Genomic DNA, 14,784 nt, shown 5'->3' with positions numbered 1-14,784 from the left:
CCACCGACGGCGCCTCGAACAGGGTGCGCACCGGGACACGGGTGTCGAGGGCGGCGCCGAGCCTGGCCACCACCTGGGTGGCGATCAGCGAGTTGCCGCCGAGATCGAAGAAGTCGTCGTCCAGGCCGACCTGGCGTTCACCGGGCAGGCCGAGCACCTCGGCGAAGGTGTTCGCGACGATCTCCTCCACCGGGGTCGACGGTGCGCGGAATTCGCGCGCCTCGAACTCCGGTTCCGGCAGCGCGCGCCGGTCCAGCTTGCCGTTCGGGTTGAGCGGCATGGCGTCGAGCACCACGATCGCGGCCGGGACCATGTAGGACGGCAGGCGACCGGACAGATGCGTGCGCAGCGCGTCGAGGTCGACGCTCGCGCCGCCCGCGGGCACCACATAGGCCACCAGGAGATCGCCGGTGCGGGCGTCGGAGCGGACCACCGCCACCGACTGGGCGACCGATTCGTGTGCGGTGAGCGCGTTCTCGATCTCACCGAGCTCGATGCGCAGACCGCGCAGCTTCACCTGGAAGTCGGTGCGGCCCAGGTAGGTGATGGCACCGTCGGCACCGCGGGTGACCAGGTCGCCGGTGCGGTACATGCGCTCGCCGGTACCGAAGGGGTTGGCCACGAACCGATCCGCGGTCAGGTCCGCGCGGCCGACGTAGCCGCGGGCCAGCTGAGCGCCGGCCAGGTACAGCTCACCCGCCGCGCCCGGCACCACCGGGTGCAGGCGCGCGTCCAGGATGTAGGCCTTGGCATTCCACACCGGCAGGCCGATCGGCACCGCGCCGTCGACCTCGGCGGCGACCGGGGCGGCCGTGGCGTGCACGGTGAACTCGGTCGGGCCGTACAGGTTGTGCAGTTCGGCGGTGCTCACCCGGCGGATCGCCTCGACCGCGTCGCTGGTGAACGCCTCACCGGCGACGAACAGCAACCGCAGCGAGGTGAGTTCGTCGGCGGACACACTGCCGGCGAAGACCGTCAGCATGGACGGCACGAACGAGGTCATGGTGACGCGTTCGGCGGCGATCACCTCGGCCAGGTACTGCGGGTCGCGATGCCCGTCCGGGCTCGCGATCACCATGCGGCCGCCGGTCGACAGCGGTCCGAACAGCTCCCATACCGACACGTCGAAGGTGGCGGGGGTCTTGAACAGCACCACATCGTCGGTGCCGATGCCGTATTCGCCGGTGATCCAGCGGATCTGGTTCACCACGGCCGCATGCGGCACGGCCACGCCCTTGGGGCGTCCGGTGGAGCCGGAGGTGAAGATGACGTAGGCCGGATGCTGTGGGCGCAGCGGCGCGAGCCGCTCGGCGTCGGTCACCGGGGTCGCGTCGACACCGGACAGATCCAGCTCGTCGAGCACGATCGTGGCCAGACCGGTGGCGTCGAAACCGTCGCGCGTGGTGGTCAGCACGCAGACCGGTGCCGCGGTGTCGAGCACGTAGTCGATGCGCTCGGCCGGCTGGTCGAGGTCCAGCGGCACGTATCCGCCGCCGGCTTCGTGCACCGCGTACATGGCGACGACCAGATCCACCGAGCGCCGCAGGCCGAGGGCGACCAGGCGCTCCGGGCCGACACCCACGCTGATCAGGTGGCGGGCCAGGCGATGCACCCGCTCGCCGAATTCGGCGTAGCTCAGCGACATTCCGGTGGCCGGGTCGACCAGCGCGACGGCGTCCGGGGTGGCGGCGGCCTGCGCGGCGAACTCGGCGACCAGGGTGCTCACGGTGCCGAGATCGTGGGCCGTCTCGTTCCAGGCGCGTAGCGCGCGGTCGGTTTCCCGGGCGTCGAGCAGATCGATATCGCCGACGGCGCGGTCGGGTTCGGCGGCCACGGCGGCGAGCAGCCGGTTGAAGCGGCGGCCGAACTGGGCCATGGTGGCCGCGTCGAACAGGTCGGTGGCGTAGATCAGTTCGGCGGTGATGCCGCCGTTCTCGCCGTTCTCCGACAGCACCAGTTGCAGATCGAACTTGGCCACGTCGATCGGCAGATCGACGCCGCTGACCGTCAGGCCGGGCAGTTCCAGGCTGTTCTGGCCGGTGTTCTGGAACGACAGCATCACCTGGAACAGCGGATGCCGCGCCTGCGAACGCGCCGGGTTCAGGATCTCCACCAGCCGCTCGAACGGCAGATCCGCGTGCCCGAAGGCCGCGATATCGGTGGAGCGGACGGTGCGCAGCAGATCGGTGAAGGTGTCGCCGCCATCGACCTCGGTGCGCAGTACCAGGGTGTTGACGAACATGCCGATCAGATCGTCGAGCGCACGCTCACCGCGGCCGGCGACCGGCGTGCCGATGGCGATATCGCCCTCACCGGACAGCCGCGACAGCAGTACCGCCAGCGCCGCGTGGGTGACCATGAACAGCGTCGCGCCGCGGGTCCGCGCCAGCTCGGTGAGCGCCGCATGGGTCTGCGCATCGATCTCGAAGACCTCGGTGGCGCCCTGGCCGGACGCGACGGCCGGGCGCGGCCGGTCGGCGGGCAGGTCGAGCTGCTCGGGCAGCCCGCGCAGGGTCCGGGTCCAGAAGTCGATCTGCTCGGCGATCACCGATTCCGGATCGTCCTCGGAGCCGAGCACCTCGCGCTGCCACAGCGCGAAGTCGGCGTACTGCACCTCCAGCGGACGCCAGGCCGGCTCGCCGCCCTCGACGCGAGCGCCGTAGGCGGTCATCACATCGCGGGTCAGCGGGCCCATGGAGAAGCCGTCGGCCGAAATGTGGTGCACCACAAGGGCGAGCACGTGTTCGGTCGGGCTGATCTCGAACAGCCGGGCCCGGAACGGCACCTCGGAGGTGACGTCGAATGCGGTGCGCACCAGTTCGGCGACGCGGGCGGGCAGCTCGGCTTCGGTCACCTCGACCGGGCTCAGGTCCGGGATCACCTTCGCGGTGGGCACGGCCTGCTGGTAGGCGGTGCCGTCGACCTCGGGATAGAAGGTGCGCAGCGATTCGTGGCGGGCCAGCACATCGGCGACCGCGATCTGCAGGGCCTGCCGGTCGAGCAGACCGGACAGCCGCACCGCGGCCGGGATGTTGTCGACCGCCGATTCGGGATCGAACCGGTTGAGGAACCACATCCGCTGCTGGGCCAGCGACAGCGGCACCAGCTCGGGCCGCTGCTGCGGCACCAGCGCGGCGCGCGCACCGGCACCCGCCCGGGATTCGGCCCTTGCGGCCAGCGCGGCGACCGTGGACGCCTCGAACAGTTCGCGCACGCCGAGATCGGTGTCGAGCGCGGCCGAGAGCCGGGCGGCGACCTGGGTGGCGCTCAGCGAGTTGCCGCCGAGGGCGAAGAAGTCGTCGTCCAGGCCCACCCGGTCCAGGCCGAGCACGTCGGCGAAGGTGGTAGCCACGATCTCTTCCACCGGCGTGGTCGGGGCGCGGAACACCGCGGCCTCGAACACCGGCGCGGGCAGTGCCTTGCGGTCCAGCTTGCCGGAGGCATTGAGCGGGAACTCGTCGAGCACCATCACCACGGCCGGAACCATGTAGGCGGGCAGCTGCCGTCCCAGTTCCTCGCGCAGCGCCTCGGTGTCGACCGGAACACCCGGCGTGGCGACCACATAGGCCACCAGCTGATCGCCGGTGTGCTGATCGCCGCGGACCACCACGACCGACTGGGCGACTTCGTCGAGCCCGGTCAGCGCGGCCTCGATCTCGCCGAGCTCGATGCGCAGACCGCGCAGTTTCACCTGGAAGTCGGTGCGGCCCAGGTACTCCAGCTCGCCGTCGGCGGTCCAGGCCACCAGGTCGCCGGTGCGGTACATGCGTTCGGCGGTGCCGAACAGGTTGGCCACGAAGCGGTCGCTGGTCAGGTCCGGGCGGGCCACGTAACCGCGCGCCAGCTGGGTGCCCGCGAGGTACAGCTCACCCGCCACGCCGACCGGCACCGGCCGCAGCCGCGCGTCCAGCACGTAGACCTGGGTGTTGTAGACCGGCGCACCGATCGGCACGGTGTCGGTGTCGGCGTCGGTGACCTCGTGGAAGGTGACGTCGACCGCGGCCTCGGTCGGGCCGTACAGGTTGTGCAGCGCCGCGCCGGTCAGCTCACGCAACCGGTGCGCAGGCTTGGGCGAGAGCGCCTCACCGGAGGCGAAGACGATGCGCAGCGAATCACACTGCGCGGCAGCGGCATCCGCGACGAAGACCGCCAGCATGGACGGCACGAAGTGAGTGACGGTGACGCCCTCGGCCGTGATGATCTCGGCCAGGTAGGCCGGATCGCGATGCCCGTCCGGCTTGGCGACCACCAGGCGCGCGCCGATCTGCAAGGGCCAGAAGAACTCCCACACCGACACGTCGAAGGTCGCCGGCGTTTTCTGCAACACCACATCGGAGGCGTCCAGCTGATAGGCCGACTGCATCCACACCAGACGGTTCACGATCGCGCCGTGCGAAACCGCCACACCCTTCGGACGACCGGTCGAACCGGAGGTGAAGATGACGTAGGCGGTGTTCGACGGCCGCAGCGGGGCGCGTCGCTCGGCATCGGTGATCGGTCCGTCGGTGTAGCCGGACAGATCCAGCAGGTCGATGCGCACCTGCGCGGTGTCGATATCGAGATCGTCACCCGAGGTGAGCACGCACACCGGATCGGCCGTGGCCAGAATGTATTCCGTGCGCTCGGCCGGATGATCCGGGTCCAGCGGCACATACGCGCCACCGGCCACGCTGACGGCGTACATGCCGACCACCAGGTCGATCGACCGGCGCATACCCAGCGCCACATACGATTCCGCGCCTACGCCGCGCTCGATCAGCCAGCGCGCGAGCAGGTTCACCCTGGAGGCGAACTCCGCGTAGGACAGAGTCGTCCCCTCGAAGCTGACGGCGGGCGCGTCCGGGGTGCGCGCGACCTGCGCCTCGAACATCGAGACCAGCGTCGCGGTGTCGTCGACCGCGTGCGCGGTGTCGTTCCAGCCGGAGACCACCAGTTCACGTTCGGCGGCATCGAGCAGCTCGATCTCGCCCGCCGCGACGGCGGGTTCGGCGGTGATGGTGCCCAGCACCCGGATCAGTCGATCGGCGATGCGCCGCACCGTCTGCTCGTCGAACAGATCGCGCAGGTAACCGGCACGAATCCGCAGCTTGGTATCGAGCTGAGCGATCAGCGTCAGCGGGTAGTGCGTGGCGTCGGCCGCGTCCAACCCGGTGACGGCCATACCGTCGATATCGGCAGCCTGCGCCTGAATCCCCTCGGCATCAACGGGATACGACTCGAACACCACAAGCGTGTCGAAGAGCCCACCAATCCCCGCGGCCGACTGAATCTCCGCCAGACCCACATAGTGGTGGTCCAGCAGGTCCGCCTGCTCACCCTGAGTCCGGACCAGCACATCGAGCACAGACTCGGAAGCATCGAACCGAACCCGAACCGGGACGGTATTGATGAACAAACCCACCATCGACTCGACGCCGGCGAGCTGCGCCGGACGGCCCGAGACGGTGGTGCCGAACAGCACGTCGTCGTTGCCGGTCATCCGGCCGACCAGGATCGCCCACGCGACCTGGAGCACGGTGTTCGCGGTGACGCCGAGCTCGGCGGCCAGCGCCGTCATCCGCGCGGTCGTCGCCTCATCCAGCTCGAACAGGTACTCACCCGACAGCGAGGTGATCTCGCGGCCGGCGTCCGGACGGGCGAGCAGCGTCGGCTCGCTGATACCGCTCAGCGCCTCGGTCCACGTCGCGAGCGAGGCGGCGTGATCCTGCTGGGCGACCCATTCCAGGAAGTGCTTGTAGGAACGCACCGCGGGCAGCGCGTTCACATCGGCGTGCACCGCGTACAGCACCAGCAGGTCCTGCATGAGCAGCGGCATCGACCAGCCGTCGAGCAGGATGTGGTGGTTGGACACCACGAACTGCCAGCGCGCGCCGCCCTCGGCGGTGGCGTCGGCCACCTGGATCAGGGTGAACCGGATCAGCGGTGGTTCGGCCAGATCGAAGCGCCGCATGCGGTCGGCGTCGATCAGGTCGGTGGCATCACCGGTCTCGGTGCGGTCGTGCTCGGACCAGTCCACGCGGACGCTGTCGAGCACCACCTGCACCGGGTTGCCGTCGTGATCGGAGACGAACGCGGTACGCAGGTTCTCGTAGCGGTCCACCAGCGCCTGCGCGGCGGCGCGCAGCCGGTCGGCGTCGACCCGGCCGGTCAGCGTCAGCACCGCCTGCGCGGTGTAGACGTCCACCGAATCGGCGGCGAGCCTGGCGTGGAACAGCAGACCCGACTGCAGCGCCGACAGCGGCCACACATCGGTGAGCGCCGGGAAACGCTGCTCCCAGCCGTCGATATCGCGCTGCTCGGTGCGCACCAGCGCGAAGTCGGACGGTGTGTGCCCGCCCGCGCCGGTCGAATTGGCGTGCCGGGCAACCGCTTCCAGCGCGGTCACCCACAGTTCGGCGAACTCGCGCACCGACGCGGCGTCCAGCAGGGTGGACGGGTAGCCGATATTGGCGGTGAGCTTGTCGCCGACCACGATGGCGTTGACGTCCAGCGGCGCCATCGCGGGCATATCCGCGTCGTAGGCGCCACCGAGCGAACCGAGTTCGGGAGCGGGAATCCAGCCGAAACCGCGCAGCGATTCCGGCACGTCGCCGTCGGAAACCCGGCCCAGGTAGTTGAAGCTGATCTGGCCGGGCAGCTCATTCGGCAGTTCGGCGGCGGTGTCGGTGTTCAGGTAGCGCAGCAGGCCATAGCCGATGCCCTTGTCCGGCACCGCGAGCAGCTGCTCCTTGACCGCCTTGAGCGCGGCGCCCAGCGCGGGACCACCGGCCAGCGCACCGTCGATATCGATGCCGCGCAGGTCGAAACGCACCGGGAAGATCGCGGTGAACCAGCCGACGGTGCGGGACAGATCGGCGCCGGCGACGATGTCTTCCTCGCGGCCGTGGCCTTCCAGCCGGATCAGCAGCGAGTCGTCGGGCCGCACCCCGCGGGTGCGCCGCGACCGCCAGACCGCGGTGGCCAGCGCCAGCGCGGTGAGCAGACCATCGTTGACGCCGCCGTGGAACAGCGCGGGCACGGTGGTGAGCAGGGCCTTGGTGACCTCGGGCGATACCTCGACCTGATGCTTCTCGATGACGCCGGAGGTGTCCACCGCCGGATCCATCGGACGCTCGGTCAGCAGCGGGTCGGCCACACCGACCACCGAACGCCAGTAGTCGAGTTCGGCGACCCGCTCCGGGTTGCGCGCCTCCCGTTCGAGGGCGTGCGCCCAGGCCCGCATCGACGTCGCGGGCGCCACCAGCTCCGGTTCCTGACCGGCGGTGAGCTGGCCCCAGGCGGCGACGAAATCGGGTACCAGGATGCGCCAGGACACGCCGTCGACCACCAGGTGATGGGCGACGACGATGAGCCGGCCCGCGCGGTCGGCGCGGTCGGGTTCCAGCCAGACGAACCGGACCACCACACCGGTGGCGGGGTCGAGCCGGTTCAGCGAGGCGTCCAGCGCGGTGGCGGCCAGGTCGAACAGCTGCGCGTCGTCGACGTCGGCGGAGAACACCGTGTGGTCGATGAGCGCGTCCACGTCGACGGTGCCCGGCGCCGCGGTCTGCACGACCCAGTCACCGGCGGAGCGGCGCAGGCTCGCGCGCAGCATGTCGTGCCGGTCGATGACGGCGCCGACCGTGGCGGCGATACCGGCCCGGTCGATGCCGACCGGAAGTTCCAGCGCCAGCGTCTGATTGAACCGGCCGAACGAACCGCGCCGCTGCGCCATGAACCGCACCACCGGGGTGAGCGGCATGGTGCCGACACCACCGCCGGGCAGCTCCTCCAGCGCGGGCGCGGCGGTCGCGGTGCCGTCGGTGGTCTCGGCGACCGCGGCCAGACCGGCCACGGTGCGCTGTTCGAAGACGTGGCGCGGGGTGAACACGACACCGCGCGCCTTGGCCCGCGACACCAGCTGAATGGAGACGATGCTGTCGCCGCCGAGCGCGAAGAACGAATCGTCCACGCCGACCCGCTGCACGCCGAGCACCTCGGCGAAGACCTCCGCGATGGTCTGCTCGACCGGCGTGCGCGGGGCCCGGAACACCACCTCGGTGGCGAAGACCGGCTCCGGCAGTGCCTTGCGGTCCAGCTTGCCGACCGGGGTCAGCGGTACCCGGTCGATCACCATGATCGACGAGGGCACCATGTAGGCGGGCAGCCGGTCCTCGACGTGCGCCGTCAACGTCGCCACATCGATCGAACGACCCTGCGCCGCCACCACATACGACACCAGCGAGACCGCGCCCGCGGCGTTCTTGTGCCCGATGGTGACCGCGAAGTCGACGGTCTCGTGCGAGGCCAGCGCCGCGTCGATCTCACCGAGCTCGATGCGGAAACCGCGCACCTTCACCTGGAAGTCGGAGCGGCCGACGTACTCGACCTCGCCGGTACGCGTCCAGCGGACGACGTCACCGGTGCGGTACATCCGCTCACCGTCGCCGTAGGGGTTGGCCACGAACCGGTCGGCCGTCAGCCCCGGACGCGCGTGGTAGCCGCGCGCCAACTGCACGCCCGACAGATACAGCTCACCCGCGACACCCACCGGCACCGGCCTGAGCTGGGCGTCCAGGATCAGCGACCGCATACCGCGGATCGGACCGCCGATGGTCACCGTCTCGCCCGGCACCAGCGGATCGCTGATGTTGGTCATGATGGTGGTCTCGGTGGGGCCGTAGCCGTTGTGGAAGTGGCGCACCTCGCCGGACGCACCGTCCAGCGGCACCGCCCACTTCGCCACCAGTTCCGGCGGGCAGGCCTCACCACCGGCGACCAGCACCCGCAGGGTGTCCAGGCCGCTCGGATCGAAGGTGGCCAGCGCGGCCGGGGTGATGAAGGCGTGGGTGACCCGCTCGGTGCGGATCAGTTCCGACAGCTCCTCGCCGCCGTACACACCGGGCGGTACCACGACCAGCGCACCGCCCGCACCGATCGCGAGCAGCAGCTCGAGGATCGAGGCGTCGAAGCTGGGCGAGGCGAAATGCAGTGCGCGCGCATCGGAGTCGAGCGCGTAGCGCTGGATCTGCTCGGCACTGAAGTTCGCCAGGCCGCTGTGGGTGACCACGACGCCCTTGGGGACGCCGGTGGAGCCGGAGGTGTAGATGACGTAGGCCGGATGCTGCGGCCGCACCGGGCGCACCCGGTCGGCGTCGGTGATCGGGCCACCGTCGAACCCGTCCAGGTCCAGATCGTCGAGCACCAGCCAGCGCGCCGATTCCGGCAGCCCCTCGCGCACCGAGGCCACGGTGAGGCCGACCGGCGAACCGGAGTCGGTGACCATGTGCGCGATGCGCTCGGCCGGGTAGTTCGGGTCGACCGGCACGAACGCCGCGCCGGTCTTGGCGACGGCCCAGGCCGCGAACACCGAATCCGCCGAACGCGGAACGCCGACGGCGACAAGGTCTTCGGCGCCGATGCCCTCGGCGATCAGCAGGCGGGCCAGGCGGTTGGAACGCTCGTCCAGCTCGCCGTAGGACAGAGTTGTCCCCTCGAACACCACCGCGGGCGCCTTCGGGTCGCGTGCGGCGGCCTCGGCCAGCAGATCGGCCAGCACCCGCGGCGCCACCGCGGGCGCACCGGTGCGCGAGACCAGATCGGCGCGTTCGGCGGCATCGAGGACGTCGATGGCCCCGACGCTGATCGAGGCGTCGGCGGCGATCGCCTCGAGCACCCGCCGCCAGCGCGCCGCGATCTCGGCCACCGTGGCCTCGTCGAACAGCTCGGTGGCGTAGGTCAGCGCCAACGCCATGCCCGCGCCGGATTCACCGTGCTCGGAGAGCGTGAACTGGAGATCGAACCGGGCGACGTTTTCTTCCAGATCCAGCGCCGACACCGACAGCCCCGGCAGTTCCAGGCTGGTGCGGTCGAGGTTCTGGAACGCCAGCATCACCTGGAACAGCGGGTTGCGGGCCTGCGAACGCTCCGGCGCCAGCAGTTCCACCAGCCGCTCGAACGGCACATCGGCATTGCCGTAGGCGTCCAGGTCGGTGCGGCGCACCCGATCCAGCAGCTCGGTGAACGATTCGGCCGGGTCGATGCCGGTGCGCAGCACCAGCGTGTTGACGAACATGCCGACCAGGTCGTCGAGGGCCTGTTCGCCGCGGCCGGCGATGGGGGTGCCGACGGCGACGTCATCGCTGCCGGACAGCCGCGACAGCAGCACCGTCAGCGCACCGTGCATGACCATGAACAGCGAGGCGCCGCTGCGGCGGGCCACCTCGTCCAGCGCAGCCACCAGATCGCCGGGCAGTTCGGTGTGCAGGGTGGCGCCGCGCAGCGAGGCGACCGCCGGACGCGGCCGGTCGGTCGGCAGGGCCAGCTCGTCGGGGATGCCGTCGAGCGCGCGCTGCCAGTAGGCGACCTGGCGGGCCATCAGCGACTGCGGATCGTCCTCGGAGCCGAGCACCTCGCGCTGCCACAGCGCGAAATCGGCGTACTGCACCGACAGCGGCTCCCAGCCGGGGGCGCTGTCCTGGATGCGGGCGCTGTAGGCCAGCATCACGTCGCGGGTGAGCGGGCCCATCGAGAAGCCGTCGGCGGCGATGTGGTGCACCACCACGACCAGCACATGCTCGTCGGCGCCGACCTGGTACAGCCGGGCACGCAGCGGAACCTGTTCGGCCACATCGAATCCGGTGGACACGAACGCGGTTACCACGTCGAGCAGCTCACCGGCGTCGACCGGAACCGGGTTCAGATCCAGATGGATCTGCTCGGCGGGCACGATCACCTGGACCGGGCTGCCGCCGTGCTCGGGGTAGCGGGTGCGCAGCGATTCGTGCCTGCGCACCACATCGGCCACCGCCAGGCCCAGCGCCTCCGCATCGAGCGCACCGGACAACCGCAGCGCGATCGGCAAGTTGTAGGCGGCCGAGGTGGTGTCGTACTTGTTCAGGAACCACATGCGCTGCTGCGCGAACGACAGCGGCACGGTTTCGCCAGTGGCGCGCGGACGCGCCGTCAGCCTGGTCCTGGCCTCGGTGCCGGTATGCGATTCCACCCGCGCGGCCAGCGATTCCACCGTCGACGCCTCGAACAGCGTGCGCACCGGCACCGTGGTGCCCAGCGCCGCGCCGATCCGGGAGACCACCCGGGTGGCGATCAGCGAGTTGCCGCCAAGGTCGAAGAAATCGTCGTCGACGCCGACCCGCGGCAGGTCGAGCACCTCGGCGAACACCGCGGCCACCGTCTCCTGCACCGGGGTGACGGGGGCGCGGAACGCCCTGGCCTGCACGGCCGGTGCGGGTAGCGCGCGGCGATCCAGCTTCCCGTTGACGGTCAGCGGAATCCATTCCAGCCGCACCACGGCCGAGGGAACCATGTAGGCGGGCAGCAGCTCGGCCGCGCCCTCACGCACCTGGTCCAGGTTCGGCGCGGTATCCGGCTCCGACACCACATAGGCGACGATCCGCTGGTCGCCCGGCTGGTCCTCGCGCACGATGACCGCGGCCTGGGCGATGCCCGGCTGGGCCAGCACGGCGGATTCGATCTCGCCGAGCTCGATGCGGAAACCGCGCACCTTCACCTGATCGTCGGCGCGACCGAGGTATTCGAGTTCGCCGAAGCGGTTCCAGCGCGCCAGGTCGCCGGAGCGGTACAGTCGCGAGCCCGTGCCCTCGCCGAGCGGATTGGCCACGAACCGCGCCGCCGACAGATCCGGGCGGCCGAGGTAGCCGCGCGCCAACTGCGGTCCGGCCACATACATTTCGCCCGCAACGCCGACCGGCACCGGCCGCAACCGGTTGTCCAGCACGAACACCTGCAGTCCGGCGATGGCCCGGCCGACGACGCTGCCGGCGGCCCCGGCGATGGTCGCCGCGTCCAGCGCACGGTAAGACACGTGCACCGTGGTCTCGGTGATGCCGTACATGTTGACCAGCAGCGGCGCCGTATCGCCGTGCCGGGCAACCCAATCCGAGAGGCGGCGCAGTTCCAGCGCCTCACCGCCGAACACCACGTACCGCAGCGACAGCGGCGTGGCGTCCTGGGCATTGCGGTCGGCCTCGGCCAGCTGATAGAAGGCCGACGGCGTCTGGTTGAGCACCGTCACCTTCTCCGCGCGCAGCAGTTCCAGGAACTGCTCGGGCGAGCGCGAGGTGTAGTAGTCGACGACGATCAGGGTGCCGCCGAACAGCAGCGGACCCCACAGCTCCCACACCGAGAAGTCGAAGGCGTAGGAGTGGAACAGCGTCCAGACATCGTCCGGGCCGAAACCGAAGTCTCGGTCGGTATTGGCGAACAGCCGCACCACATTCCGGTGGGCCACCGCGACACCCTTGGGGCGTCCGGTGGAACCGGAGGTGTAGATGACGTAGGCGACGTGATCGGGGTGCAGCGGGGCGCGGCGGTCGGCGTCGGTGATCGGCGCGTCGTCGGCGTCCTCCACATTGCCGGCTTCCACGGCGAACCCGTCCAGCACCACGCTCGGCAGGTGCTCGGGCACCGTCACCTGAACCGTCGAGTCGATGATCACGCTGGTCGGCGCGGCATCGGAGAGCACGTAGGCGATACGGTCGGCCGGGTAGGCCGGGTCCACGGGCACATAACCGGCGCCGGTCTTGACCACCGCGAGCAGCGCGACCACCAGATCCAGCGACCGCGGCAGGATCACCGCGACCAGCGACTCCGGACCGGCGCCGTCGGCGATCAGCCTGCGCGCCAGCACATTCGCGCGCCGATCGAGTTCGGCGTAGGTGAGGGTGTCGGCGCCGAAGCGGGCCGCGATCCGATGCGGGTGCGCGGCCGCTGCGGCGTCGAACAGGGACGACAGGGTGGCGTCGGCGTCGCCGAAGATGCCGGTGCCGGTCTCGGTGGCGAGCGCATCGGCGCCCGAGGAGACCCACCGCTGCGACACATCGAGCCGCTCGGCTTCACCCAGCAGGTCGATATCGCCGACGGCGACCGAGGCGTCCTCGGCGGCACCGCGCAGGATGCGCACCAGCCGGTCGGCGAACGCGGAGACGGTCTCCGGGTCGAACAGGTCGGTGGCGTAGTTCCACGACAGCGACAGGCCGCCGTCACCGATCTCGCCGACGGTGAGCTGGATGTCGAACTTCGCGGTGCCCGGATCGAACTCGACCACGTCCAGGTCGAGACCTGGCAGCGAGACGGTGCCCATATCGGCGGCCGAGGCGGCCTCGAAGGTCAGCGCGATCTGGAACAGCGGGTGATGGGCCTGGGAGCGAGCGGGGCTGATGACGTCGACCAGCCGCTCGAACGGCACATCGGCGTGCGCGAACGCTTCCAGGTCGGTGCGGCGCACCTGCTCGAGCAGTGCGTCGAAGGCGACGCCCGGCGTCACCTCGGTGCGCAGCACCAGGGTGTTGACGAACATGCCGACCAGATCGTCGAGCGCCTGCTCGCCGCGTCCGGCGATGGGAGTGCCGATGGCGATATCGCTGCTGTTGGACAGTCGTGCCGCCCAGGTCGCCAGCGCCGCGTGCACCACCATGAACAGGGTGACGCCATTGGCGCGGGCCAGCTCCTCGAGCTCGCCGCGCAGTTCCGCGTCGATCGAGAAGGTATGCGTACCACCGGCATTGGTGGCGATTTCGGGCCGCGGCCGGTCGGCGGGCAGCTCGATCTGATCGGGCAGATCACGCAGCCGTTCGGTCCAGTACGCGATCTGGCGGGCGGCCACCGATTCCGGATCGGATTCCTCGCCGAGCACCTCGCGCTGCCACAGCGCGTAGTCGGCGTACTGCACCTCGAGCGGCGCCCAGCCGGGCAGCTCACCCCTGGCGCGTTCGGCATAGGCGGTGACCACATCCCGCAGCAGCGGGCGCAGCGAGAAACCGTCGGTGCTGATGTGGTGCATGACCAGCACCACCACATGAGTCTGCGGATCGAGGGCCAGCAGCGCGGCCCGGAACGGGATCGCGGTGGTGACATCGAAGAAGGTGCTCGCCAGCGCCACGATCCGGGCCGGGAGCTCCTCGGCGGTGACCGGCTCGGGGATCAGCCGCACCCGCACCTCGTCGGCGGGCAGGACCCGCTGATAGCCGGTGCCCTCCACCTCGGGGTACACGGTGCGCAGCGCCTCGTGCCTGGCCAGCACATCGCCGATGGCGGCATCGAGCGCGGCGAGGTCGAGTTCGCCGGTGAGCCGGATGGCGACCGGGATGTTGTTGACGGCGGTCTGATTGTCGAAGCGGTTGAGGAACCACATCCGCTGCTGCGCCGGCGACAGCGGCACCAGCTCGCCGCGCTCGCGCGGCACCAGCGGCACCTGTCCGCCCGCACCGGCCGACGACTCCACCCGGGTGGCCAGCGCGGCCACCGTGGGCGCCTCGAACAGCACCCGCACCGGAATCTGGGTATCCAGGGCAGCGCCGAGTCGCGCCGCCACCTGAGTGGCCACCAGTGAGTTACCGCCGAGGGCGAAGAAATCGTCGTCGAGGCCGACGCGTTCGACGCCGAGCACATCGGCGAAGGTGCCCGCCACGATCTCCTGCACCGGGGTCACCGGCGCGCGGAACGCGGTGGCCGCGAAGGTGGGTTCGGGCAGTGCCTTGCGGTCGAGCTTGCCGGAGGCGTTGAGCGGGAACGCGTCGAGCACCACGTAGGCCGCCGGCACCATGTAGGCGGGCAGCTGCCTGCCGAGTTCGGCGCGCACCGCGTCGATATCGACCACGCGGTCCGGGTCGGCCACCACATAGGCGACCAGCTGATCGCCTATGTGCTCGTCCGAGCGCACCACGACCACGGCCTGGGCGATGGATTCCAGTGCGGTGAGCGCGTTCTCGATCTCGCCTAGTTCGATGCGCAGGCCGCGCAGCTTCACCTGGAAGTCGGTGCGGC

1 protein-coding gene (cut by both window edges) is annotated in these 14,784 nt (G+C 70.4%); it reads right to left on the bottom strand.

All 14,784 nt of this window come from inside a single coding sequence — locus AC5W7N_RS14435, non-ribosomal peptide synthase/polyketide synthase (protein ID WP_495923994.1), on the bottom strand. Of the gene's 43,716 coding nucleotides, 12,337 precede the window and 16,595 follow it; the stretch shown corresponds to coding positions 12,338-27,121, spanning codon 4,113 (partial) through codon 9,041 (partial); the first complete codon in reading order (the gene reads right to left) occupies positions 14,780 to 14,782. Both codon boundaries (start and stop) fall beyond the window edges.

The organism is Nocardia sp. CDC519 (assembly GCF_059509835.1).
The sequence above is the reverse complement of the archived record's forward strand: the minus strand, read 5'-3'. Positions and strand labels throughout refer to the sequence as shown.